Source organism: Enterobacter wuhouensis (genome assembly GCF_004331265.1).
Classification (GTDB): domain Bacteria; phylum Pseudomonadota; class Gammaproteobacteria; order Enterobacterales; family Enterobacteriaceae; genus Enterobacter; species Enterobacter wuhouensis.
Window position 1 is genome coordinate 446,864 of record NZ_SJOO01000001.1, and the last position, 25,614, is coordinate 472,477.

A 25,614-nucleotide genomic window follows, 5' to 3' on the forward strand; every position below is an offset into this window, starting at 1 on the left:
TTCGCGTTATTAACGCTATATTCATTGATGGTTTGGATTAGCCCGATGTCAATTCATCGGGCTTTTTTTATGCAAAAAAATGCCCGGACAGGCCGGGCATGAAAATTACTCGTTGGTCGATTTTTCAGCTTTCCCGGCCATCTGGGCCAGGAAGTCATAGCGCTTTTGCAGATCCGCAGCGGCATCTTTCCACAGCTGCTCGGCCACTTCAGGCTGCTGGGCATTGAGGCGGCGGAAGCGCTGCTCCTGCATTAACGTCTCGGCAAGGGCATCTGACGGCGGGCGCGAATCGAGCGCCAGCGGCAATTTACCTTCATCGGCACGACGCGGGTCGAAGCGGTACAGCGGCCAGAAGCCGGTAGCCGTCAACTGCCGCATCTGATCGTGGCTCAGCGCGAGATCGTAACCGTGCTCTTCGCAAGGGCTGTAGGCGATAATCAGCGAAGGCCCCGGATAGGCCTCGGCCTCCTGGATTGCTTTCACCGTCTGGTTAAGCTGTGCGCCCAGCGAAATTTGTGCAACGTAAACGTGACCGTACATCATCATGCTCACGCCGAGGTCCTTACGAGCCTTGCGCTTGCCGTGTTCGCCAAACTTCGTGACGGCGCCCAGCGGCGTGGCTTTCGACGCCTGACCACCGGTATTGGAATAGCACTGGGTATCAAGCACCAGGATGTTAACGTTCTCGGTCAGGCTTAATACGTGATCCAGCCCGCCAAATCCGATGTCGTAGGCCCATCCGTCGCCACCAATCAGCCAGATCGATTTCTCGACCAGGGCATCGGCGTCGGTCAGCAGCTGTTCAGCGCCTTCCACGCCGTGCAGGGCAGCACGCAGCTCGGCGACCTGTTCGCGACGCACCTCAGGTGTGGCTTCAGCGTGCAGCGCGTCGTTCAGCGCCGCTGGGATTTTATCGGCAAACTGTTCCAGCAGGCGCATCACGCGCGCGCGGTGCTGGTCGACGGTGAGACGGAAGCCCAGACCAAACTCGGCGTTATCCTCAAACAGTGAGTTAGCCCATGCTGGACCGCGTCCGTTTGCATCCGTGGTATACGGCGTGGAGGGCAGGTTGCCCCCGTAGATTGAAGAGCAGCCGGTCGCGTTAGCAATCAGCATGCGGTCGCCGTAAAGCTGCGTCAGCAGCTTGATATACGGCGTTTCACCGCACCCAGAGCAGGCGCCAGAGTACTCAAACAGCGGCGTAATCAGCTGCGAGGTACGGATATCGATTCGCTCCAGCTTACTGCGGTCGATCTCCGGTAAGCCGAGGAAGAAGTCATAGTTCACTTTTTCTTCTTCAACGTGCTCAAGGCGAGACATCATGTTGATGGCTTTGATTTCCGGGTTCTGACGATCTTTCGCCGGGCATACCTCTACGCACAGGTTACAGCCGGTGCAATCCTCAGGGGCGACCTGGAGAACGTATTTTTGCCCGCGCATATCGCGGGATTTTACGTCCAGCGAGTGCAGGCTGGCCGGTGCGGTTTCCATCTCTTCAGGCGACACCACTTTTGCACGTATGGCCGAGTGCGGACAGGCCGCCACGCAGTGGTTGCACTGGGTGCACAGCTCCTCTTTCCAGATAGGGATCTCTTCGGCGATGTTGCGCTTTTCCCAGCGCGTGGTGCCCACCGGCCAGGTGCCGTCCGGCGGCAGCGCAGAGACGGGCAGGGCGTCACCCAGTCCGGCGAGCATGGCTGCCGTAACGGTCTTAACAAAATCAGGTGCAGCATCCGATACCACCGGCGGGCGGTTCGGGCTGGCGGCATTCACCTGCTGCAGCGGCACTTCGAATACTGACTCGCGCGCCAGCGCCAGCGCCTGCCAGTTACGCTCAACCAGCTCCTTGCCTTTGCTGCTGTAGCTTTTGGCTATCGCACCCTGCAGTTCCATCAGCGCGCTGTCGCCGGGCAGAATATGGGTCAGGTGGAAGAAGGCCATCTGCATAACGGTGTTGATACGGGCGGCAAGGCCGCATTCGCGGGCGATTTTCGCCGCGTTAATCACAAACAGACGGGCTTTTTTCTGATTTAGCACCGCCTGCACGTCCTGCGGCAGGCGCCCCCAGACCTCATCCGCGCCGTACGGCGTATTGATCAGGAAGATACCGCCGGGCTTCAGCCGCTCGGCCATCTGGTATTTGTCGATAAACTGCAGCTGGTGACAACCAACAAAGTCGGCCTGCGAAATCAGATACGCCGAGCGAATGGGGTGTTCGCTGACGCGCAGGTGCGAGACGGTCAGGCCGCCTGCTTTTTTGGAGTCGTAGACGAAGTATCCCTGGGCATACCACGGCGTCGAATTACCGATAATCTTGATGTTGTTCTTGGTTGCCGAGACGCTGCCGTCGCTGCCCAGACCATAGAACAGCGCTTCGAGTTTGGCCGTCGACGGCAGGGTGTTCTCCGGTAGAGGCAGGGAGAGGTTGGTGACGTCATCGTAAATACCCACCGTAAAGCGCGGTTTTGGCTTCGCTGCGCTCAGCTCACTAAACACCGCCAGCACGCAGTCCGGGCCAAACTCTTTTGATGACAGGCCATAACGCCCGCCAATGACGCGCGGCAGGGTTTCGCGTTCGCCGTTGTTAAAGGCTTCTGCCAGGGCGGTCATGACGTCCAGATACAGGGGCTCCGCGTGGGCGCCCGGCTCTTTGGTGCGATCGAGCACCGCGACGGCGCGCGCGCTTTCCGGCAGTACCGAGAGCAGATGTCCGGCAGAAAACGGGCGATAAAGACGCACTTTCAGCACGCCGACTTTTTCACCGCGCGTCAGCAGCTCGTCCACGACCTCTTCACAGGTGCCAATGGCCGAACCCATCAGCACAATGACGCGTTCTGCCTGCGGGTGTCCGTAGTATTCAAAGGGCTTGTACTCGCGCCCGGTCGCCGCGCCGAAATCATTCATCGCCTGCTCGACATGGTCGTAAACGGCGTTGTACCAGGGGTTCGTCGCTTCGCGGGACTGGAAGTACGTATCCGGGTTGGCGGATGTTCCACGGATAACCGGATGCTCAGGGTTCAGGGCGCGCGCACGATGTGCGTCAATGTCCGCCTGCGGCAGCAGATTAAGGATCGTGTCGTCTGCCAGCGGGACGATTTTATTGATTTCGTGAGAGGTGCGGAAACCATCGAAGAAGTGAATGAACGGAACCCGGCTTTTCAGCGTCGCGATATGCGAAATAAGCGCAAAGTCCTGGGCTTCCTGAACGCTGCTGGCGCAGAGCATGGCGCAGCCTGTCTGACGGACGGCCATCACATCCGAATGATCGCCAAAAATAGAGAGGGCGTGGGTGGCAACGGTTCGGGCCGCAACGTGCAGCACGAACGGCGTAAGCTGCCCCGCCAGCTTGTACAGCGTTGGGATCATCAGCAGCAATCCCTGCGACGAGGTGAACGACGTGGAGAGGGCACCGGTCTGCAGCGCACCGTGTACTGCCGCGATCGCGCCCGCTTCGGACTGCATTTCAACCACGCGTGGGACATCACCCCAGACGTTTTTTAAGCCGTTCCCGGCCCAGGCGTCCGCCTGCTCGGCCATCGTAGAACTTGGCGTAATTGGGTAGATGGCGATAACTTCGCTGGTGCGGAACGCGACTGAGGCGACTGCACCATTACCGTCAATAGTTTGCATAGGACGACACCCTTACATTGCGCAAAAAAGAGGGGGCTGAAATAGCTCAACAGACCCTGAATATTATTTCTCTATTTTAGCAAAGCTGGGGTTTAACGATTTTCGCTTTTGTGTCCTTGATATTCTCGCTATCAATGAGTAGATCAAACTATTGGCGGAAAAATTGCGAGAAATTGTTTCTGGAGCGCATAAATACGCACTTCCGCTCTCGACGGCTCGGGACATGATGCCTATTATGCATAGGTTTCGCTTTATTTATGGGGGAGAGAGTATGCGTTCAGCGTTTTGGGTAGGGTGTGCCGCGTTATTATTATCGGCATGTAGCAACGAGCCTGTTCAGCAGGCAACGGCGGCGCACGTCACGCCGGGTATGAAGGCGGCGATGTCCAATTCGGGACAGGCCAACTGCGCGATGATCGGTGGTTCACTGTCCGTTGCCCGCCAGCTTGACGGCTCCGCCATCGGCATGTGCGCCTTGCCAAACGGCAAACGCTGCAGCGAACAGTCGCTTGCCGTTGGAAGCTGCGGTAACTACTGATTACTCTGCGCGTTTAAACGTCAGCGTTTTGTCTGCCGTCGCCAGCGTCAGCTGATCTTCAGTCAGGTCGACCTGCGCGCCTTTGCGCAGCATGTCGCCGATGTTGCGATCCAGCTCGTTAAGCTTTTCGTCGGCACAGAGTTTACGGGTCATCGCCAGCGTTTTGACTTTAAGCTCCCCCTCGGACAATTTCCCCTGTCCGTTGAAGCTATTACACATTGCGCCTGAAACCGTAATGTTGTTTACCAGGCTAATATCCGGCAGGGCACTAAAGCCGATCTCGGGTTGCGCTGCCGCGCCCTTCACCGCTTTGCCATCCACGCTTTCCAGCACAAACCGGTGGTTCTGAAGCTGCTCCGGTTGTACAGACGCTTTGCCTGGATTGACGCAGCCGCTGAGGACAAAACTCATAACAGTTAACGCAACACGCTTTTTCATTTTTCTTCTCAAACTATAAATACTGTGAATCTGTTGTAAGTGTAACGATACTCTGCGATGAATTAATGGGGTTTATCTGAAAGTGCGGGGTCCTCATCCGGGCAACGTCGTCGCTGCCCGGATGCGGGCCTAGTGGGATTTAAACCCTGCCGCCGCCATGAGCATCCGAAAGAGCATACTCACGCACGCCAGCGCCAGCACGCTGCCGCCCCAGATAATGACCAGCCACATCAGGCGTTTCCAGACAGGTTGTTGCATCAGTGATAACCCTCCCCATGCTGAACTTTTCCGCGAAAAACGTAATAACTCCAGAAGGTATAGACCAGAATTACCGGAATGATTAACAGCGCGCCCACCAGCATAAAGCCCTGGCTTTGCGTCGGCGCCGCAGCCTGCCACAGTGTGATTGACGGCGGGATGATATGCGGCCAGATGCTGATCCCCAGTCCGCTAAACCCGAGGAATATCAGCCCAAGCGTTTGCACGAAGGGGAGAGTGTGGCTCTCAGGATTGTTCAGGCTTCGCCACTGGCACAGGCTCAGCAACACCACCAGGACAGGAACGGGCAGCAGATAAAAGAGATTTGGCAGCGTGAACCAGCGCTCGGCGATTGCCGGTTGCGCCAGCGGCGTCCACAGGCTGATTGCCGCAATAAACAGCAGCAGGACGATCAGCAGGGTTTTCGATACCTGGCGCATCCGCACCTGCAGGCTATTTCCACTTTTCATTACCAGCCACGTGGCGCCTAACAGCGCATAGGCCACGACAAGCCCCGCGCCGCAGAAAAGGTTAAATACGGTTAACCAGTCAAACGGGCCGCCGCTGTACGCGCGGCCCGTGACGGCGAAACCGTTAATCACAGCCCCCACCGTGATGCCCTGCGTGAAGGTGGCAAGGATCGACCCGCCAATGAAGGCTTTATCCCAGAAGGGACGGTGGGCCGGCGTGGCTTTAAAGCGAAATTCAAACGCTACTCCGCGGAAGATAAGCCCGATCAGCATTAACGTCAGCGGGATGGTCAGCGCGTCGACGATCACCGCGTAGGCCAGCGGAAAGGCGCCGAAGAGCGCCGCGCCGCCCAGCACCAGCCAGGTTTCATTTCCGTCCCAGACGGGGGCGACGCTGTTGACCATCACGTCGCGATCGTCGGCGTTCTGCGTTGCCGGGAACAGAATGCCAATCCCCAGATCAAAGCCGTCCATCACGATATACATCAGCGTGGCGAAGACGATAATGACAAACCAGATAATGGAAAGATCGATACCCATTATGGCTGCTCCTTATGTTCAGTTGTGACGGCAGAAAGCGGGCGCGCGGGACGTCCGTCGGACTCGGTGGCGAATGATTCATGCGGCTGCGGGCCTTTTCGGATGAGGCGAACCATATAGCTGTAGCCCACGCCGAATACCGAGGTATAGACGACGAAGAAGGCCAGTAAACTCACGCTCATGTGCAAATCGCCATGGGCGGAAACGGCATCCCTGGTTCTTTGAAGCCCGTAGACGACCCAGGGCTGACGGCCTACCTCGGTGGTGATCCATCCGGCCAGGATGGCAATTAATCCGGACGGCCCCATCAGGAGGGCAAACCACAGGAACGGTCGCGAGGTATACATCCGCTTTCTGTAGCGCAGCCAGAGCGCCGCAACGCCCAGAAGCAGCATCAGCATGCCTAAGCCCGCCATGATACGGAACGACCAGAAGACGATGGTAGAATTGGGACGGTCCTCCTTCGGGAATTCCTTCAGTGCCGGGACCTGCTTATCGAGACTGTGCGTCAGGATCAGGCTACCCAGCGCCGGGATCTCCAGGCCAAAACGGGTGCGTTCCTGTTCCATATCCGGCCAGCCAAACAGCAGCAGCGGCGTAGGCTCACCCGGCGGGTTTTCCCAATGGCCTTCTATGGCGGCAATTTTTGCGGGCTGGTGCTTTAAGGTATTTAGCCCGTGCATGTCACCCACCATCGCCTGGAGGGGTGCCACAATCAGGGTCATCCACAACGCCATTGAGAACATGGCGCGAACGGCTGGCATAGTATTGCCCCGCAGCAGGTGCCAGGCGGCGGAAGCGCCGACAAACAGGGCGCTGCTCAGGAACGCCGCAATCGACATGTGCAGCAGGCGATAAGGGAAGGAAGGGTTAAAGACCACGGCAAACCAGTCCACCGGCACCACCTGACCGTTGACGATCTCATAGCCTTGCGGGGTCTGCATCCAGCTATTTGAGGAGAGGATCCAGAAGGTAGAGATGATTGTCCCCAGCGCCACCATGCAGGTCGCAAAGAAGTGCAGCCCGGGCCCGACCTTATTCCAGCCAAACAGCATGACCCCGAGGAAACCCGCCTCAAGGAAGAACGCGGTAAGCACTTCATAGGTCAACAGCGGCCCGGTGATACTGCCCGCAAACTGCGAAAATCCGCTCCAGTTGGTGCCAAACTGATAGGCCATCACCAGGCCGGACACCACGCCCATGCCGAAGTTAACGGCGAAAATCTTCGACCAGAAATGGTACAACGAGCGCCAGACCGGATTTTTTGTTTTCAGCCACAGACCTTCCAGCACGGCGAGATAGCTCGCCAGCCCGATGGTGATCGCGGGGAAAATGATGTGAAAGGATACGGTAAAGGCAAACTGTATCCGCGCGAGATGAAAAGCATCTAAACCAAACATGCACAGCCTCAATGTCAAACGGTGTACTGTTATGGTATAGGGCCGGAAAGGGGACTATCAGACGCAGAAAAGGATTTTTTATGTATAACAGTTATCTAAAATCCGGTTTTTCCGTCATCTGATATGCCTGCGGTGAATGCATAAAAAAGTTATTTTTATGATTTTTACGCATTAAACCTCTTGCTTTGTCGTCAGCGAAGTGCGTTAATGGTCTTCTGGTTTTAAGTCCAAATAAATATCTGACGTAGTTTTATAAAGCAGTTCTCATCACGTTGTGCCTCTCCGCAGCCTCTCTTGGGTCTTTATCTACTTTCCGATTCGTTTTTGTTTAAAACCATTATTGCCCTATCGGCCCATTAGTAATTTACGTTTTTACGTTTACAGGAGAATCTTATGACTTCTTATATCCATTTCCGCTGCCCATGCTGCCATGGCTCGCAGTACCGTACCTCCGCCTTTGACGTGTCTGAGGCAAATCCGTTCGGCGCCAAATGCATTTTTTGCAAATCGCCGATGATTACGCTCGACCACCTGGCCGCTGCGCGTTCCGCACAGAGTCACGTTACCGAGTTCCGTAAATAATAACCGCGTTTTCATAACAGTTAGCAAAATCTTCTCTTTTTCTCCTGCTGATATACACTGTCGGCAATAAGGAGAATCTGATGAAAAAATACCAGCGTCTGGCGCAACAAATTATCTCGCAGATTGAGCTTGGCGTATGGCTGCCGGGCGACAAGTTGCCTTCTCTGCGAGAGCAGGTGGCGAGCAGCGGGTTGAGTTTTATGACCGTCGGCCACGCGTATCAGATGCTGGAAAGTCAGGGGCGCATCGTCGCCAGACCGCAGTCGGGCTATTACGTTGCCTCGCGCCCGACCGCGCAACAGCCTGCCCCCCCCGCGCAGGTCATGCGTGACGAAGTGGTGGACATCAACACCTATATCTTCGACGTACTGCAGGCCAGCCGCGACCCGTCCGTTGTACCCTTTGCCTCCGCGTTTCCCGATCCCCGGCTTTTCCCGCTCCAGCAGCTTAATCGTTCCCTTGCTAACGTCAGCAAAACCGCCACGGCGATGAGCGTGATTGAAAACCTGCCGCCGGGAAACGTCGACCTGCGTCACGCCATTGCCCGTCGTTATGCACAGCAGGGGATGAACATCTCTCCGGAAGAGATTGTTATCACCGCCGGTGCGCTCGAAGCATTGAACCTCAGCCTGCAGGCCGTCACGGAACCGGGTGACTGGGTGATCGTTGAAAATCCCTGCTTTTACGGCGCGCTGCAGGCGCTGGAACGCCTGAAGCTGAAAGCTTTATCTATCGCGACGGATGTTCGCGAGGGGATCGACCTGAATGCCCTTGAACAGGCCCTCAACGATTACCCGGTAAAAGCCTGCTGGCTAATGACCAACAGCCAAAATCCGCTTGGCTTTACGCTGAGCGCAGAGAAAAAAGCCCGTCTGGTTGCGCTGTTAACCCGTCATAACGTCACCCTGATAGAAGATGATGTTTACAGCGAGCTCTATTTTGGGCGCGAAAAGCCGCTCCCGGCCAAAGCCTGGGACCAGCAGGACATGACGCTGCACTGTTCGTCATTCTCTAAATGTCTGGTGGCGGGCTTTCGTATCGGCTGGGTGGCGGCGGGAAAACATGCGCGGCGCATTCAGCACCTGCAGCTGATGAGCACGTTATCCACCAGCTCTCCGATGCAGCTGGCGCTGGTGGATTACCTGGCGACCAAACGCTACGACGCGCACCTTCGCCGCCTGAGGCGCACGCTGGCCGAGCGCAAGCAGCAGGCATGGCAGGCACTTTTACGCCATATGCCGGCGGGCGTTAAAATCCATCATAACGACAGCGGCTACTTTTTATGGCTGGAACTTCCCGCCGGGCTGGATGCAGGGCTGCTGAGCGAAAAAGCGTTGCCTCATCACATCAGCATTGCACCCGGAAAGATGTTTTCAACATCCGATGTCTGGACGCCGTTCTTTCGGTTTAATACGTCCTGGGCGTGGGGGGAGCGTGAAGAACAGGCCGTGAACCAGCTAGGAAAATTAATTCGCGAGATGCTGGATTAATATTTCTCCCCCTCCCATGCCAATAATCACTCCTTATCTTTCAGATGGCCCCGCGAATATCCATCGGGGGGGCATCATAGGAAATCTGCATACTCCCGCTTACGGCTAACCCCTTGTCTATAATCCAGTTAACGGGGAATGCGCCCTCTGTCACACCTTGATGAAATTTCCTGAAGCCGCGCGGTGCGGCGCATTTGCGCGGTCTACGTTTAACTAGGGAGATATTTTTACGGCACGGCTGCCGCTAAATTTCATTGCGACAGGAGTAAACCTTATGAGCAAAAAATTTGCATGCAGCAGCCTGTGCGCGCTCGGCATGACGATCGTGACGGCGCAAGCCGCCGAGCCGCCAAAGGCAATCGGCAACGGAGAGGGGCGTCTTGATATCATCGCCTGGCCGGGGTATATCGAACGCGGTCAGACCGATAAAAATTACGACTGGGTCACCCAGTTTGAGAAAGAGACGGGCTGTGCGGTCAATGTGAAAACCGCCGCGACCTCGGATGAGATGGTCAGCCTGATGGCGAAGGGCGGTTACGATTTGGTTACCGCATCGGGTGATGCATCGCTGCGCCTCATTGCCGGTAAACGCGTTCAGCCGATTAACCCCGACCTGATCCCCAACTGGAAGACAATCGATCCGCGCATTGTGAAGGGGGCCTGGTTCAACGTGGGCGGTAAAGTCTACGGCACGCCGTACCAGTGGGGCCCCAATCTGCTGATGTACAACACCAAAACCTTCCCGACGCCTCCCGACAGCTGGAGCGTGGTTTTCGTTAAGCAGGATCTTCCGGACGGTAAAACCAATCAGGGTCGCGTGCAGGCGTATGACGGCCCTATCTATATCGCCGATGCGGCGCTGTTCGTTAAATCAACCCAGCCGCAGTTGGGCATCACCGATCCGTACCAGCTCACCGAACAACAGTATGCCGCGGTGCTGAAGGTGCTGCGCGACCAGCACGCGCTGATCCACCGCTACTGGCACGATACGACCGTTCAGATGAGCGATTTCAAAAATGAAGGCGTGGTCGCGTCCAGCGCCTGGCCGTATCAGGCCAACGCCCTGAAAGCAGAAAATCAGCCCGTCGCCACCGTGTTTCCGAAAGAGGGGGTAACGGGCTGGGCGGATACCACCATGCTTCACGCCGAGGCTAAACACCCGATGTGCGCCTACAGGTGGATGAACTGGTCACTTACCCCAAAATTACAGGGCGATCTGGCCGCCTGGTTTGGCTCACTGCCGGTGGTGGCGGAGGGGTGCAAGGCCAGCACGCTGCTGGGGGACAAAGGGTGCGAAACCAACGGCTATAACGCTTTCGACAAAATCATGTTCTGGAAAACCCCGATCGCAGACGGCGGAAAGTATGTTTCGTACAGCCGCTGGACGCAGGATTACATCGCCATCATGGGTGGTCGTTAATCGCCCGGGAGCAGAGCATGACGTACGCGGTAGAATTTAACGACGTTTCCCGTCTGTACGGTGACGTGCGGGCGGTGGATGGCGTCACCATTGGCATTCGCGACGGGGAGTTTTTCTCTATGCTGGGGCCTTCGGGCTCCGGCAAAACCACCTGCCTGCGCCTGATTGCCGGTTTTGAACAGCTCTCCGGCGGCGCGATAAAGATTTTCGGCAAAGAGGCGAGCGAGCTTCCTCCCTGGGAGCGGGATGTGAATACCGTTTTCCAGGATTATGCGCTGTTCCCCCATATGTCCATTCTGGATAACGTCGCCTACGGGCTGATGGTGAAAGGCGTCGACAGGAAAAAGCGGCACACACAGGCGCGCGAGGCGCTGGATAAGGTGGGATTAAGCTTCGCCGTTGCGCGTAAGCCTTCCCAGCTTTCGGGCGGACAGCGCCAGCGTGTCGCCATCGCGCGAGCGCTGGTTAATGAACCGCGCGTGCTGCTGCTGGATGAGCCCTTAGGCGCACTGGATCTCAAGCTGCGCGAGCAGATGCAGTTTGAGCTGAAAAAACTTCAGCAGGAGCTGGGGATCACCTTTATTTTCGTCACCCACGATCAGGGCGAAGCGCTGTCGATGTCTGACCGGGTGGCGGTATTCAACAATGGCCGTATCGAGCAGGTTGATACTCCGCGCGAGCTTTACATGCGCCCGCGCACGCCCTTTGTGGCGGGTTTTGTCGGCACCTCCAACGTTTTTGACGCCAGCTTTGCCGGGAAAGTGTGTGGAATGTCCGGCATGTATTCGCTTCGACCGGAACATATTCGCCTTAACGAAGGCGGGGAGGTTCAGGTTCAGGGCACCGTGCAGGCCGTGCAGTACCAGGGCGCGGCGACGCGCCTTGAGCTAAAGCTGGCGGACGGCGAAAAGCTGCTGGTGAGTCAGGCCAACCTCAGCGATGCCGCAATGCTAAACGGCGTTGAGCCGGGCCAGCAGGTGCTGGCGTCATGGTCGCGCGAGGCCATGGTACTGCTTCACGAGGAGAGGTGAAATGGACAGGAGCATTTCACGTTCGCCTTCATCGCGAAGCGCCTTAAGCCGCTTTACCGCGCTAGTGTGGCGTAAACCGTCGCTTGGCCTGTTCTTGCTGCTGATTGCGCCGCTGATGTGGTTCGGCATCGTCTATTTAGGCTCACTCCTGACGCTGCTGTGGCAGGGATTTTATACCTTCGACGACTTTACCATGTCGGTCACGCCGGACCTGACCTTTGCCAACCTCAAGGCGCTCTTCAACCCCGCGAACTACGACATCATCGTGCGTACCCTGGTGATGGCTATCGCGGTGACTCTGGCCAGCGCGATCCTGGCGTTTCCGATGGCCTGGTATATGGCGCGCTACACCCGAGGAAAGTGGAAAGCGTTCTTCTATATCGCCGTTATGCTCCCGATGTGGGCGAGCTATATCGTCAAAGCCTATGCCTGGACGCTGCTTCTGGCAAAAGACGGGGTAGCGCAATGGTTTCTCGGACATATGGGGCTGGAGCCGATCCTGACGTCCATTCTCACGCTGCCTGCTGTTGGGGGTAATACGCTCTCGACCTCGGGGCTTGGGCGCTTTCTGGTTTTCGTCTATATCTGGCTGCCGTTTATGATCCTGCCCGTGCAGGCGGCGCTGGAACGACTGCCAGCCTCTTTGCTGCAGGCCTCGGCCGACCTGGGCGCAAGGCCTCGTCAGACGTTTCGTTACGTCGTCCTGCCGCTGGCCATTCCGGGTATTGCGGCCGGCTCGATATTTACGTTCTCGCTGACGCTCGGGGATTTTATCGTGCCTCAGCTGGTGGGGCCTCCGGGCTACTTTATTGGCAATATGGTTTATTCCCAGCAGGGGGCTATCGGCAATATGCCCATGGCCGCCGCCTTCACGCTGGTGCCGATTGTGCTTATCTCACTCTATCTGGCGTTCGTTAAACGTCTGGGAGCATTCGATGCACTCTGAGCGCGCGCCGTTGTTCCTGAAGATTGCCGCGTGGGGCGGCGTTATCTTTCTTCACTTCCCGCTGCTGATTATTGCGGCCTATGCTTTTAATACCGAGGACGCCGCCTTTAGCTTCCCGCCGAAAGGCCTGACGCTGAAGTGGTTTAGCGTGGCGGCAGGGCGTGGCGACATCATCGATTCAGTGACGTTGTCACTTCAAATCGCTGCGCTCGCTACCGCCATTGCGCTGGTGCTTGGCACGCTTGCTGCAGCGGCGCTGTGGCGAAGCGAGTTTTTTGGCAAGAATGCCGTCTCACTTTTACTGCTGTTGCCGATTGCCCTACCGGGGATCATAACCGGGCTGGCGCTGCTGACCGCCTTCAAAACCATCAATCTTGAGCCCGGTTTCTTTACCATCGTGGTGGGGCACGCCACCTTCTGCGTGGTGGTGGTGTTTAACAACGTCATTGCCCGATTCCGGCGCACCTCCTGGAGTCTGGTAGAAGCCTCAATGGATTTAGGGGCAGACGGCTGGCAAACCTTCCGCTACGTGGTGCTCCCCAATCTGGGATCGGCGCTGCTGGCGGGGGGCATGCTGGCGTTTGCGCTCTCTTTTGACGAAATTATCGTCACAACCTTTACCGCGGGACACGAGCGCACGTTACCGCTGTGGTTGCTTAACCAGCTCGGACGTCCGCGCGACGTACCGGTCACCAACGTGGTTGCGCTGCTGGTGATGCTGGTGACAACCGTCCCCATTCTGGGAGCCTGGTGGCTAACCCGCGACGGTGAGAACCTCGCCGAAAGCGGGAAATAACGTTGAATTCAACAGGAAAATGCTATGCAAAATCTACTGCTGATTAATGGTGAACTGACTGCCGGTGAAGGGGAAAAACAGCCGGTTTATAATCCCGCCACCGGCGACGTGCTGCTGGAGATCGCGGAAGCCTCGGCAGAGCAGGTCGATGCCGCAGTGCGTGCCGCCGATCGCGCTTTTGCGCAGTGGGGGCAAACCACGCCAAAAGCCCGCTCCGAGTGTTTACTGAAGCTGGCTGACGTCATCGAGGCGCATGGCGAAGAGTTTGCCCGGCTTGAATCCCTTAACTGCGGGAAGCCGCTGCACTGTGCGCTGGGCGATGAAATACCGGCCGTGGTGGATGTTTTTCGCTTCTTTGCCGGAGCCGCGCGCACGCTGAACGGGCTGGCCGCCGGAGAGTATCTTGAGGGGCACACCTCGATGATTCGCCGTGACCCGGTGGGCGTGGTAGCGTCGATTGCCCCCTGGAACTATCCGCTGATGATGGCCGCCTGGAAGCTTGCCCCCGCGCTGGCGGCGGGGAACTGTGTGGTGATCAAACCGTCGGAAATTACCCCGCTCACGGCTTTAAAGCTCGGCGAACTGGCGAAAGATATCTTCCCTGCAGGCGTGCTGAGCGTGCTGTTTGGCCGCGGTAAGACGGTGGGCGATCCGCTTACCGGGCACGAAAAAGTGCGCATGGTTTCTCTGACCGGTTCGATTGCGACCGGAGAACATATCATTGGGCATACCGCGTCCTCAATTAAGCGCACCCACATGGAGCTGGGCGGCAAAGCGCCCGTTATCGTCTTTGACGATGCGGATCTTGATGCGGTGGTCGACGGCGTGCAAACCTTTGGGTTCTACAATGCCGGGCAGGACTGCACGGCGGCCTGCCGGATTTATGCTCAGAAGGGCATTTATGCCGCGCTGGTTGAAAAGCTCGGGGCGGCGGTGGCCGGCCTGAAGATGGGCGCGCCGGAAGATGAATCAACCGAGCTGGGGCCGCTCAGCTCCGCCGCACATCTCGCGCGCGTCTGTCAGGCTGTCGACGAAGCGAAAGCGCTGGACCATATCCAGGTAATCACCGGCGGGAGCAAAAGGGAGGGGGCAGGATACTACTTCCAGCCAACTCTGCTGGCGGGGGCAAAGCAGGACGATGCGATTGTACAGCGAGAAGTGTTTGGCCCGGTCGTCAGCGTGACGCAGTTTGACGATGAAGCGCAGGTGCTGGCGTGGGCTAACGATTCGCAATACGGTCTGGCGTCATCGGTCTGGACCAAAGATGTTGGCCGTGCCCATCGCCTGAGCGCGCGCCTGCAGTACGGCTGCACCTGGGTTAACACCCATTTCATGCTGGTGAGCGAAATGCCGCACGGCGGCATGAAGTTATCAGGCTACGGGAAAGACATGTCGGTGTACGGGCTTGAGGATTATACGGTCATTCGGCATGTGATGATAAAACACTAGGCAGTCCTGCCCGGCAGGTTATTCCGCCGGGCATTCCCTTTACCAGCCGCATACCTCGTGCTCATTTTCCGTGTCGTAGGCGCGTACCGTGTTGATTAAATCCTTCACCACGTCCGCCGCGATGTCAGGAATTAACAGCTCCATTGGGGCTTCTGTTTCGTAATCCACCGAGACACCGTTGCTGTTGTTGGTGACGGTCACGGTGTAGGTTGCCTTGCCCATGGGTTACTCCTTATGTGTGTTAACCACTTTACCGATACCGGCCCCCGTCAACGTAACGTCCGGGTCGGCAAAAAAGTCGATATTGAAATAGGTATCGTCGGTTAACAGCTCAATGCGGTGCCATTTTTGCGGCGGGGAAATACCAAATGAACCTGCTTCGATAACCAGCTCCAGATCCGGCTCGGTCGCGTCACCGTCAGCAAAGCCAAAGTAACGAACCGCACCCTGCATGACCGACAGGCGGCCATAGACGCCCGCTTTCGTATTGTGATGGGTAAATAGCGCTGCAGGCGCCGTCTCTTTGTTCCAGAAGGGGGTCGAGCGGGTATGAACAAAATTCTCAGGAATACGTAGCATAATGGTTTCCTTCTTAGCGTCTGGCGCTTACAGAGATTTCAACACCTCGGGTTCGACAAAGAAGTCGATATTGAACAGGGTGTCATCGGTCATGGCCTCAATGTGATGCCATCTCTCCGGCGGGAAAACACCGAAATGGCCCGCCTCGATAATCAATTCGCTGTCAGGCTCGGGGGTAAATTCATCAGCATAGCCCAAATAACGTACTGCACCCTGCGCAACAGAGAGGCGAGGGTAAACGCCAGGACGCGTGCCTTTGTCCAGGTGACGCTGAAAAATCCCCGCGGGTGCCGTCTCTTTATTCCAGAACGGGGTGGAGCGGGTATGAATACAACTTTGCGGAATGCGTAGCATATTTCCTCCCTTAAAAGCCTGCCTTTATTAAACCGCGTTCGGCATGTCAAAATTTATCAAAAAGTGCATTTAAGATGCATGTTATAAGAAATGATTAGTCCTGCTCCTCAAGGGATGTTAAGGGAAGTACTCAGTTGTTATTATCCTTAATATTTAAGTGGTTATGGTGTAACGAAAAAACTTGATCTGTATCAACATATGACGCATATTGCGTGCGGTTATTTTTTCGGCTCAGGTAAACAGAATGACGTTGTATCAAAAGATGTTGGTTTTCTACGCAATCATGGCGTCCATCTGTGCCCTCATTACCTGGTTCCTCTCGAAAGATCGCAAGCGCATTCGTCTGCTGAGCGCTTTTCTGGTGGGGTCCACCTGGCCAATGAGTTTTCCCGTGGCGCTGCTGATCTCGCTTTTCTGAATCACGCTTCCAGTTTTAAAAGAAGAACATAGCATTCCAGGTATGATGACTGTATAAATAAACAGTGCATCAAAAATGGAGTGCTTATGAACAGTTTTTACTCGCAACACGCTGGCTGCACCGTTCGCTGGCAAGACCTTCCCGGTTCCGGCGTACCCGTCGTGTTTATTCACGGATTAGGGTGCGCATCATCCTACGAATATCCCCGTATTGTCTGCGATGCCCAATTTGACGGACGCAGGGCCATTCTTATCGACCTTCCCGGCAGCGGTTACAGCGACAGGCCTGTGCGTTACGGCTATCGCACCAGCGAGCAGGCGCGCGTTGTTGCTGAACTGGTCGATCATCTTCAGCTCGATGCTCTCTGGCTCTACGGACACAGCATGGGCGGCAGCATCGCTATAGAAACCGCCGTTATCATGGCAGGCCGGGTAAAAGGGCTCATGGTGTCAGAACCCAATTTTCACGCCGGCGGCGGCATGTTCAGCCGATCGATTGCGGCACAATCAGAAGAGCATTTTTGCGAACAGGGGTACGACGCGTTGCTCAATGCCGAAACCTCAGCGTGGAAGGGCTGCCTGCGAAGCAATGCCCCTTATGCCGTATGGCGCGGCGCAAAAAGTCTCGTCGAAGGTGTGAAGCCCGAATGGGAGTCACTGTTCCTGTCGCTAACCTGTCCTGTGACGCTGATTTTCGGCGCGTTGTCTTTACCTGATGAAGATTTCAGTGCGCTCCAGCAGAAAGGCGTTGAGGTGAAGATTATCCCGGATGCCGGGCATTCGATGTCCTGGGAAAATCCCACTGCGTTGGCAAAAACGCTAGCGGAGTGTATGGCAGGTGGATAACGGCCCGCTCGGGTGCGGGCCGGGATTCTGCTAGCGCAATAGCGTCTGCAACGCCTTGCGGGCGGCGGGCTGGACGTCGTGCGGGTGCTGATAGTCAATGTTCTCAATGGCCCGACTATAAAGCGCAACCAGCCAGTCGTATACGTACGCGGTAGCCGCATGCACGGGTTGCTCGCCCAGGCGCGTCAGACGCGGCGTGTCACTGCTTACCACCGGCGTGACAAATATCGCCTGACCTTTATGGATTCGGCTTGCGGGGCGTTGTGCAACGGGCGTCTGGTCGTAACCCAGCCAGCCGATGAAATTGCCTATGACGGCGTGCAGCTGTGCCGCGCTGCTTTTATCCATGTCGACAATTTTTTGCAGCTGATGAGGCAGATTTAACCGGTAGCTGGTCACCACAAGAACATCGGCAATTTGCTGTAAAACTGCGGGCTCCAGCCCCAGGCGGGCGGCGGCTGCATCGTTGCGGCTCCACTGGCGCAGGTGGTTAATCCAGACTTTGTGCGCCAGGCGCGCTTTGTCCTTTGTCTGGAAAAGGCTGGCATTGTCCTGAGTGCTTTCGGCAAAGAGGTCGATGTTATCCGTGAAAAGCCCGTTTACCTGCTCCTCGCGCGGCTGCTGGACGGCCAGCAGCGTCTCAAAGGCTTTTAGCGGCGGCATTAGGCCTTCTAGCAGCTCGCCGTGGCGGGCCGCGGCGCTTTGCAGCATTCGCACCATGTTTTCTGCCTGCGCGCGTCTGATCCCCGGCTCCTCAACCAGCGGCGACAGATAGCTTTGCATGAGTGCGGAAAGCGCCTGCTTCTGCATGGACTGCAGGGTATGAAGCCGCTTCTGGCGCTGTGCGGGCAAGGTGGCCTGAGACAGCCACTCGATCACGCGCTGCATGCTATGGCTATCCAGCGCCTGTAAAGTGCCCCAGTGCAGGCCCGGTTTGCCAAGCAGATGCTGTACGGCCTCGTCGAGATTCTGTCGGGAGGTAAAGCGCGCATCCTGAGGGGTTATTGCCCATACCAGGCCCGGCAGGGCGGACTCTTCCGACGGCTGCGTCTCTTTGACCCACTGAATGAGGGCCTTCGCCTTTTTTGCCGTTTGTTCGTGCTGGGCGGTAGCATTGCAGATGACCAGCACATCGGGCTGGAGCTGCTGACGGTAATGCTCCAGCAGCCACTGGTATTTAGCCTGGCTTAACGGATCGCCGTTATCGTCTGATAAGACTGGAATATCAATGATATCAACATTATCCAGCGCGCAGCTTTCAACGGGCAATACCAGTTCTCGCGTCAGGAAGGCAAGGGTATCGACGGGAATGCTGATCGCACTCAGCGCTTCACCCTTGTTTAGCGGGTGCAGCAGCGTCTCCTGTGCCTCGGTACCGCTAAACGTGCCGTGAGTAATAAACCCTTCGCCGGGCAGGCCAAAGTTGTCGACCAGCAGGCTGAGCGGCGCGGCAAGCTCGCTGGCGTGGCTGGTCTGGTGTAGCACGTGTGCAAACTGCAGCCACTGTTGGGTTAGTTCCTGCTGCTCACCCCACAGCAACGACCAGACGCTGGCGCGCGTGCTGAGATCGAGGGATGGAACCAGCAGCGCAAACTGATGCCAAAGCGCATCATCAATTTGCTGTTTAGCGCCCGGCACCGTGCTCTGCCAGAAACGGGCGATGGCACCCACGTCCTGCGCGGTAATCCCCGGCACGCCCTGCGGCTGGCGCAGCCCGCGCCATTTTTCCAGCCGTGCCTCGATTACCGCTTTATCCACCGAGCGGATCTGCGGGTGCAGGGTAGTGCGGGCAATAAACAGCTGAACCAGCTCGGCCTCCGTTACCAGGCTCAGACGGAGTGGGAACGCTTCATCGGCGATCTCTGCGCTTTCTCTGGTGAACCGGACCGCCATATTGGTCAGGGCATGTCCCGGATTGATATGCGAGAAATAATCAAACGTCCGTTGGCCCGGCGTGACGTTAAGGCGGCCATTGCCGCTCCCGCACAGGGACAACAGCAGGTGCGCTTTCGCGTTCTGGGAATGGCCGTACAGCCCAATACTGGTCTGGCGGGTAAGTGCGCGTTCAATGGCCTGCTCACGCGCCTGCACCGCGTTGATGCGGGCGAGCAGCGCGTCGGCATCGTTATCCAGCATGGCGGCGTGGAGGCGCGTCTCGTTGATCCACCTGATTAAGGCCTGAGTGGTAGTCGTCGCAGTCATTTCAGGTATACGCTCCCGCTGTCGATCCAGTAATGGCTTCCGCTATGACGGCGATCGGCCAGGGTATTCAGTTTGAAGGTTAATGCATCCGCAGGAACCGGCGTTCCATCCTGTAGCCACGCGTCGCTAAGCTCGAAGGATTCTGGTCCTTCATGCTTGCTTCCTCCGCGCAGCTTCAGGCGCACGTTCAGCACGCCGTCTCCCGCAATGGCTTTTGCCAGCTCGGCCGAGTTGATGCTCAGGGTATAAAGCGGGGTTGCCGGCCAGCGGGCGTTTGCCAGCTGGCGGAAGCCGAGCGTCACGTTACCGCGCAGCGGGAAATGCAGACGGGCATCCAGCTTCGCGCCCGGCTTATCGAGATCGATATCCTGATACCAGACGTTTTCCTCACGCAGCGTATTTACCGTGTTATCCAGCACGCCCAGATAACGCACCGTTGAATACGCGCCAATATCGGCCGCCTTGAAGTTAAAGCGCGGCAGGCGCAGGTCAAGCGCCAGGCTGCACAGCATCGCGCCGACGGCGGCGGTTGATTTCGGGTTACCAATACGCCCCTGCTGGCTGAACGGATACCATTCGTGAACCTGGTACTTGTCCAGCCAGACGATGCGGTTAACCGGCACGGGCTGCAGGTGGCGAATCAACGCCTGAACGCCCGGCAGGCAGCCGGGACGCCCCGTGATTAACAGGATGTCGCAGCCGTAATGGGATATTGCTTCGCACACGGCATGAAGCGGTGAGGCCAGCGTAAACTGACCGGCCAGCATTGCGTCCTGCATTTCGCGGAAATTCACGTGCAGCGGGACGGCGTACAGATCGAAGGCTTCAGACCCCGCAGGCAGGGCGTGGTCAATCGCCTGCTGGAGATAGTTCATCACGTTGCGGGTTGGCTTCTGCGGCAGCAGGTCGCCAAAGGTGGCGTGCAGGCCTGCCAGCGGATCGTCAATATCGCTGGATTCCCAGGCGGCCAGAATTGCGTGACCGATCGGCATAAAGAGCTGGAGCGCCGTTTGCTGGCGCAGTACCGCCTGGGTATCAATGCGCCCGGAGTCGCCAAACAGCGAGGCCATGAGCATGGAGGCATCCGCCATGCCGGATTTCTGCAGCTGAGTTTGCAGGGCTGGCAACACGTAGCGCTGGATGACGTCCAGCAGCGTGTCATCGCCCGCAACCTTAAATCCTTCGCGGAACAGGAGCTGCGGGGTAATTTTGACGTTATTCCCGGAACCATCGTCGAGCTGATAGTGGGTAATCGCCATATCCGTAGTGCCGCCGCCGATATCGATAGAGGCCACGCGCAGCGCGCGCCCAGGCTGGACGCCCGGCTCGGGTTCGCGATCCGGGCGGGCGAGGGAGGCGAAGAAGGCCTCCGTCTGGCCGCCAAAATGTGAAATCGCTTCGTTGTACAGCCACACCAGCTGGCCGCAGCTGGCCTCGTCCCATTCCATCTGGATCTCAGGAACCGGCACCACGCTTTTTTCCTGCTGTTTGCGGCTGGCGAAATCCTCGTCCTGCGGGTGCCAGCCCATCGCCTTCCAGACGATGGCGATGGCTTCGAACATGCGGCGACGGAAGATCTCGCGCTCCTGCTTTGGCATGGCCGACGGGAGGGTGAGAATTAACGTGCGCAGCTGGCGCGGCGAGGCAGGAAAGCCCAGACGCAATCGCGTGGCGACGCTGTTAATCTGCCCCAGCGCCTGCGCCAGCAGCTCGCACAGCATGTGCGTCATGAGCGTGCTGCGGCTGTACTGCGGGGAGAACACCGGCAGACGCTCGTCCTGCGGCAGGGTAAAGAGCGGCTCGCCGTCGTCGTTCATCAGGTTCATCAGCGGGAATGCGGTAGCTAAGGGTTCTCGCTGCGTTTTGCTGTTCATCTGGCTGAAGCGCCAGTCCTGTACCACCGGCGTTTCATCCCACAGGTAGCGGCGCGGGCTGGAAATGCCGCTGTTGCCTTCGGTACCCAGACGCTGCATGGCCAGCTTGCGCGCCTCATCGCCCACGCGGACGATAGACGGCCAGACAAAGGCATCTTCCCGGCCGCTTTCAACCGAGAAGTGCTGTTTGCCGAAGCGCGCCTCGGAGAACTCCAGCCGGCTGGTAAACAAGGGTTCATTGAGGAACTGCGGTTCGCTTAACGAACGCACCTGAAGCTCGGCGGTCTGTCGAAGGCCATCGTTCGCATCCCCGTGGTCTTCAATAATAACGCCGCAGGTATGGGTGTTGCCCACGTCGAGGATCAGGTCGACGGGGATCGCGGGCGTGCTGAGCGTATGGGTAACAAACTTCACTTCAGGTACGGTGAGCTGTTCTCCGAGCATGGACAGCAGGTTAAGCCAGTGCGCCTGGTACTCAAACCCGCGCATCGCCTGATGCAGCTCGCGTTCAGAGCGGTTTTCAACGCCGTCCGCATACTGGGTAAACGCTTCCCGCAGCCAGCCGTCGATCCAGGTCTGGTCGAGGAAACTGTCTACTTCATCATCACGCCAGGCCAGGGCGAAGCGGGTCCCGTTCAGAATATCGTTTTCGACTGGCGACAGGGTTGACGTGGCATGTTCGGCAATCTGGCTGTCGAGGGCGAGGGTGACGCGGTGGGTATTGCCCGCCGTATCGGGTGCATCCAGCTTGCGTATCTGGACGCGGGCCCAGTTATCCGGCCCGTCGACGAAGGTGCGCGGTGGGTTGAAGCGCAGGAACGGAACGGGGAGCCAGACGCCGTCCAGCACCGTCAGGGACTGGTGTAGCGGGATCGTCGTTTCTGGCTTAACAACCTCGGGCTGACCGCCGCCCGAAGCCGGCAGCGTGTACCGGCCATTAACCAGGTCGAAGTCGAGACGCAAAAGCGGGCCGTTTGCCGTTTTACGCACGAAACGCCCGTTGCTGGCGGTGTCCTGCGGCGTCAGGCCAAAATCAAGAAATTGCACGCCGCTGTTGGCAATAAGCGTGACGCTCTGTTTGTAGTCGCAAAGATTTACCAGCATAGGGTCAGGCACCTGCTTTCTTAAACGTCAGTGGAACGACGGTTTTTGCATCATAACGCGCGTTACATTCAGCGATATCGCTGGTGCCTGCCTTGCAGGCAATTTCAGGCATCGGATAGCGGGAGCCGTCCGTGCAGCGGGCATTACCGCGGCTTTTAATCATCAGCTCGCCGTTGCTGTGCAGCCCGGAGAAAACCTCCACGCGGCAGACAACGTTATCGCCATGAACGACACGCGCCAGGCCTTTATTATTCTGAATCTGATAGCGCATTGACGGCGGTTTACCCGTGATCGGGTCCTTAACGTCCAGGATTGCGCGCCAGGTCCCATTCAGGAAACGCGTTGAGCCTGCCTTGACCTGGCCTGCCTCCATCACCATGGCGTCTTTCGGGATCGCTGCAATCACCACGGGCGCAGGCTCTGGGGCGGGTTCTTTCGCCTTCGTTTCCACAACCTCGGCCTGATGCAGGGGTAACGTCATTGCCAGCGGCTCAACCGACTTAATCGGTTTTGGCGCAATTGCGACAGCCTCAGGGGCCGGGGTTTGCACCGGCTCTGCGGAGGGCGCCTGATTGGGCCAAAGTAACGGCACGGAAACCGCGGCGACAATCACGGCTGCGACCGGCAGCGACCAGAGCGGGAGGCGGCGTTTTTTTGCGACAATCTCCGGCGCGCGCGCGGGTTCTTCAGCCGGAGGTAAAACTGCCCTGGCAGGTTCTGGCTCATACAGCGCGTCAGGCGTAATGCGGACCACGGTTGCAGGGGCGACCAGCGGCTCATCCGCCTGTTCAAAGGTAATGACGGGGGTCGGCTCAGGCTCAGGTTCTGGAACCTCAATGGCGACCGCTTCGGGCTCCGGGATCAAGGATTCGCGCAGGCAGTCGAGGACATCGTCGCGCGCGTTTTCATTCAGGTTTACAAAGCCCCAGAAGCAAATAACCGGCTTACCCTCAACCAGAAACAGGAAGTTTTCGCCGGGAAACTGGAAAGCCTTAGACAGCAGGGAGCCGAAAAGCTGTTGCGCGGTTTTAGGCGACTGGAGGCATTTCTTGCTCAGCGAGTCGACGCTGGCGAGGGTGTTTTCCAGATAGCGCAGGGCGCGAAAACGGTCATCCTCGTCAGCCGCCTTCCAGCTGCTTACGTTACCTTCAACCGGGGAGTACCAGTCCACGCGATCGCCGCCATCGTTGACCTGCGGAATGGCAAGACAATCGACTATAGCCTGCTGCTTGCGCAGGCGCAGCGCTTCACGGATTTGCAACGCTGATTCAAAAACGGCCTGTCCGCCGCCGCCAACGGCCTGAAAATCATCCAGATTACCGCTGCGTAAAAGAGTTTTTGCCACGATTTGATCCCATATACTTCTTCACACCGTTACTTTAACGAAACGAGAATGCAAACAAACGGAGGAAGAGACGCTAAAAGCGCCGATTTCTTGCGGCATAGATCGGAGCGGTTGTGCTTGACGGATAATGGCACTTAAGGCAAATCAACCCTTGAAGGCTGGCTGTAAAACCAGCGAAAAACGCTGATTTAGAATATCCTGATAGTGTTTCGTTATTTGCCAGGTGATAACGGCTGTGCTGTTATTACTGTCCAATATAATAAAACCGATAGGGTTATAACCATGTCTACAGGGAAAACGCTGCTCGCGCTTGCGCTGAGCACTCTTTTACCGGCAAGTGCCGCATGGGCGGCGAACAATGACACCATCATCTATTGCTCTGAGGCCTCACCGGAGTCGTTTAACCCGCAGATTGCCAGTTCCGGCCCTTCGTTTGTCGCCAGTTCTCAGGTGCTGTACAACCGCCTGATCAACTTCGATCCGGTAAAAAATACCCCCGTTCCGTCCCTGGCGGAGTCATGGACGATTTCACCGGACGGTAAAACCTACACCTTCACGCTGCGTAAAGGGGTGAAGTTCAACAGTAATAATTACTTTAAGCCGACGCGCGACTTTAACGCCGATGACGTTATTTTCTCGGTGATGCGTCAGAAAGACCCTAAGCACCCGTATCACAACGTATCCCAGGGTAATTACGAATACTTCAACGACGTTGGCCTGGATAAGCTGATTCAGGACGTTAAAAAGGTCGACGATTATCACGTTCAGTTCACCCTGAGCGAGCCTAACGCGGCCTTCCTGGCGGACTGGGGGATGGATTTTGCCTCTATTCTTTCCGCTGAATATGCCGATGCGATGCTGAAAAAGGGCACGCCAGAGAACGTCGATACCTGGCCTATCGGCACCGGCCCGTACGTGCTTCAGCAGTACAAAGTCGACTCGCTGATCCGCTATGTCGCCAACCCGAACTACTGGAACGGCGCCGTTCCGACGAAGCATCTGATCTTCTCCATCACGCCGAACGTGGAAACGCGCCTCGCGAAGCTGCAAACCAACGAATGCCAGATCGTGCCTGCACCGTCGCCGGTACAGTTTGATGTGATTAAGAAAAACAAGGATCTGACGCTGCACTCGGTGGATGCCCTGAACGTAGGCTATCTGGCCTTTAATACCGAGAAAAAACCGTTCGATAACGTGCTGGTACGCCAGGCGCTCAACTATGCGACCGACAAAAAGGCCATCGTTAACGCCGTCTTTATGGGGTCCGGCACGGTGGCAAAATCACCGATTCCGCCAAATATGCTGGGCTTTAACAAAGACCTGAAGGATTACGGTTACGATCCTGAAAAAGCGAAAGCGCTGCTAAAGCAGGCGGGGCTGGAGAAGGGCGCAGAAGTGACGCTGTGGTCAATGCCCGTGCAGCGTCCGTACAACCCAAATTCTCGCCGTATCGCAGAGATGATTCAGGCCGACTGGGCGAAGGTGGGCGTGAAGGCCAAAATCGTCTCCTACGAGTGGGGCGAATATCTGTCCGGCATGCGTAAAGGCGAGCATGACGCCGCGCTGTTTGGCTGGATGTCGGATAACGGCGACCCGGATAACTTTGCGGACGTGCTGCTGGGCTGTAACAGCATCAAAACCGGATCGAACGCCGCGCGCTGGTGCGATAAGGGGTATGATGCTCTGGTTCAGAAAGCCAAACTGACCAGCAGCCCGGCCGATCGCGCGGCGCTCTACGGCCAGGCGCAGGAAATTTTCTACCAGCAGGCGCCGTGGATTGCGCTGGCAAACGGCAAGACCTTCTACGCTACCCGCAGCAACGTCACGGGCTACAGCGTAAGCCTGATGGGCAGCGATTTCTCAAAAGCGAAGCTGAACTGATTCTGTTGCCCGGTGGCGCTGCGC

At 57.2% G+C, this 25,614-nt stretch carries 22 protein-coding genes; 11 read left to right on the forward strand and 11 right to left on the reverse strand.

Features of this window, described 5'->3' with window-relative positions:
- Positions 1–105 precede the first annotated feature (105 nt).
- Positions 106–3,630 (reverse strand): pyruvate:ferredoxin (flavodoxin) oxidoreductase, encoded by a 3,525-nt coding sequence (nifJ, locus tag E0L20_RS02300; protein ID WP_131632494.1) that lies wholly within the window; start codon positions 3,628–3,630, stop codon positions 106–108.
- Positions 3,631–3,901: 271 nt separating this feature from the next.
- On the opposite strand from nifJ, the gene E0L20_RS02305 reads away from it, so the two are divergent.
- Positions 3,902–4,168 carry a putative hemolysin gene (locus E0L20_RS02305; protein ID WP_131632495.1) on the forward strand — a complete coding sequence of 89 codons (267 nt, stop codon included), beginning with the start codon at positions 3,902–3,904 and terminating at the stop codon, positions 4,166–4,168.
- On the opposite strand, the gene hslJ is transcribed toward E0L20_RS02305, so the two are convergent.
- The 4 genes from hslJ to E0L20_RS02325 form a co-directional block, all read right to left on the reverse strand.
- Complete coding sequence (gene hslJ / locus E0L20_RS02310; RefSeq protein ID WP_131632496.1) at positions 4,169–4,606, reverse strand: heat shock protein HslJ; 438 nt, start codon at positions 4,604–4,606, stop codon at positions 4,169–4,171.
- Between the two features lie 129 nt (positions 4,607–4,735).
- The gene (locus E0L20_RS02315) at positions 4,736–4,864 is read right to left on the reverse strand and encodes a DUF2474 domain-containing protein (protein ID WP_131632497.1); all 129 of its coding nucleotides are present in this window, start codon (positions 4,862–4,864) and stop codon (positions 4,736–4,738) included.
- Positions 4,864–5,874: a cytochrome d ubiquinol oxidase subunit II gene (gene cydB / locus E0L20_RS02320; RefSeq protein WP_131632498.1), complete on the reverse strand. Its 1,011-nt coding sequence runs from the start codon at positions 5,872–5,874 to the stop codon at positions 4,864–4,866. Before cydB ends, E0L20_RS02315 begins: the two co-directional genes overlap by 1 nt.
- Positions 5,874–7,274 carry a cytochrome ubiquinol oxidase subunit I gene (locus E0L20_RS02325; protein WP_131632499.1) on the reverse strand — a complete coding sequence of 467 codons (1,401 nt, stop codon included), beginning with the start codon at positions 7,272–7,274 and terminating at the stop codon, positions 5,874–5,876. The genes cydB and E0L20_RS02325 overlap by 1 nt, the downstream gene beginning before the upstream one ends.
- A gap of 393 nt (positions 7,275–7,667) precedes the next feature.
- Between E0L20_RS02325 and ymcF the strand changes: the two genes are divergently transcribed.
- From ymcF to patD, 7 genes are all read left to right on the forward strand, one after another.
- Positions 7,668–7,856: a cold shock small protein YmcF gene (gene ymcF / locus E0L20_RS02330; RefSeq protein ID WP_131632500.1), complete on the forward strand. Its 189-nt coding sequence runs from the start codon at positions 7,668–7,670 to the stop codon at positions 7,854–7,856.
- A gap of 80 nt (positions 7,857–7,936) precedes the next feature.
- Positions 7,937–9,346 carry an aminotransferase-like domain-containing protein gene (locus tag E0L20_RS02335; protein ID WP_131632501.1) on the forward strand — a complete coding sequence of 470 codons (1,410 nt, stop codon included), beginning with the start codon at positions 7,937–7,939 and terminating at the stop codon, positions 9,344–9,346.
- A gap of 274 nt (positions 9,347–9,620) precedes the next feature.
- Positions 9,621–10,766 carry a putative ABC transporter substrate-binding protein YdcS gene (ydcS, locus tag E0L20_RS02340; protein ID WP_131632502.1) on the forward strand — a complete coding sequence of 382 codons (1,146 nt, stop codon included), beginning with the start codon at positions 9,621–9,623 and terminating at the stop codon, positions 10,764–10,766.
- A gap of 17 nt (positions 10,767–10,783) precedes the next feature.
- A complete protein-coding gene (locus tag E0L20_RS02345; RefSeq protein ID WP_131632503.1) occupies positions 10,784–11,797 on the forward strand; it encodes an ABC transporter ATP-binding protein in 1,014 nt (337 codons plus the stop codon).
- A 1-nt stretch (position 11,798) separates the two neighbouring features.
- Positions 11,799–12,743, forward strand: a complete 945-nt coding sequence (locus E0L20_RS02350) for an ABC transporter permease (protein WP_131632504.1) — start codon at positions 11,799–11,801, stop codon at positions 12,741–12,743.
- Complete coding sequence (locus E0L20_RS02355; RefSeq protein WP_131632505.1) at positions 12,733–13,539, forward strand: ABC transporter permease; 807 nt, start codon at positions 12,733–12,735, stop codon at positions 13,537–13,539. Before E0L20_RS02350 ends, E0L20_RS02355 begins: the two co-directional genes overlap by 11 nt.
- A 24-nt stretch (positions 13,540–13,563) precedes the next feature.
- Positions 13,564–14,988: an aminobutyraldehyde dehydrogenase gene (gene patD, locus E0L20_RS02360; RefSeq protein WP_131632506.1), complete on the forward strand. Its 1,425-nt coding sequence runs from the start codon at positions 13,564–13,566 to the stop codon at positions 14,986–14,988.
- Positions 14,989–15,027: 39 nt separating this feature from the next.
- Here patD and E0L20_RS02365 read toward each other — a convergent pair whose 3' ends face one another.
- The 3 genes from E0L20_RS02365 to E0L20_RS02375 are packed head-to-tail and all read right to left on the reverse strand — an operon-like array spanning position 15,028 to position 15,921.
- The gene (locus E0L20_RS02365; RefSeq protein WP_131632507.1) at positions 15,028–15,210 is read right to left on the reverse strand and encodes a DUF1869 domain-containing protein; all 183 of its coding nucleotides are present in this window, start codon (positions 15,208–15,210) and stop codon (positions 15,028–15,030) included.
- A gap of 3 nt (positions 15,211–15,213) precedes the next feature.
- A complete protein-coding gene (locus E0L20_RS02370) occupies positions 15,214–15,567 on the reverse strand; it encodes a TehB family protein (protein ID WP_131632508.1) in 354 nt (117 codons plus the stop codon).
- A gap of 27 nt (positions 15,568–15,594) precedes the next feature.
- A complete protein-coding gene (locus E0L20_RS02375) occupies positions 15,595–15,921 on the reverse strand; it encodes a TehB family protein (RefSeq protein WP_131632509.1) in 327 nt (108 codons plus the stop codon).
- 244 nt (positions 15,922–16,165) lie between these two features.
- Between E0L20_RS02375 and E0L20_RS02380 the strand changes: the two genes are divergently transcribed.
- On the forward strand, positions 16,166–16,339 hold the full coding sequence (locus E0L20_RS02380; RefSeq protein ID WP_003856960.1) for a GhoT/OrtT family toxin: 174 nt from the start codon (positions 16,166–16,168) through the stop codon (positions 16,337–16,339).
- Positions 16,340–16,425: 86 nt separating this feature from the next.
- On the forward strand, positions 16,426–17,184 hold the full coding sequence (locus tag E0L20_RS02385) for an alpha/beta fold hydrolase (protein ID WP_131632510.1): 759 nt from the start codon (positions 16,426–16,428) through the stop codon (positions 17,182–17,184).
- 30 nt (positions 17,185–17,214) lie between these two features.
- Here E0L20_RS02385 and E0L20_RS02390 read toward each other — a convergent pair whose 3' ends face one another.
- From E0L20_RS02390 to E0L20_RS02400, 3 genes are read right to left on the reverse strand one after another with little or no spacing between them, the layout of a single operon-like run.
- A complete protein-coding gene (locus tag E0L20_RS02390) occupies positions 17,215–19,386 on the reverse strand; it encodes a virulence factor SrfC family protein (RefSeq protein WP_131632511.1) in 2,172 nt (723 codons plus the stop codon).
- Positions 19,383–22,364, reverse strand: a complete 2,982-nt coding sequence (locus tag E0L20_RS02395) for a virulence factor SrfB (RefSeq protein WP_131632512.1) — start codon at positions 22,362–22,364, stop codon at positions 19,383–19,385. The genes E0L20_RS02390 and E0L20_RS02395 overlap by 4 nt, the downstream gene beginning before the upstream one ends.
- Before the next feature lie 4 nt (positions 22,365–22,368).
- The gene (locus E0L20_RS02400) at positions 22,369–23,709 is read right to left on the reverse strand and encodes an SrfA family protein (protein WP_131632513.1); all 1,341 of its coding nucleotides are present in this window, start codon (positions 23,707–23,709) and stop codon (positions 22,369–22,371) included.
- Between the two features lie 282 nt (positions 23,710–23,991).
- Here E0L20_RS02400 and E0L20_RS02405 point away from each other — a divergent pair, with 282 nt between their 5' ends.
- On the forward strand, positions 23,992–25,590 hold the full coding sequence (locus E0L20_RS02405; protein WP_131632514.1) for an ABC transporter substrate-binding protein: 1,599 nt from the start codon (positions 23,992–23,994) through the stop codon (positions 25,588–25,590).
- Positions 25,591–25,614: the final 24 nt, after the last annotated feature.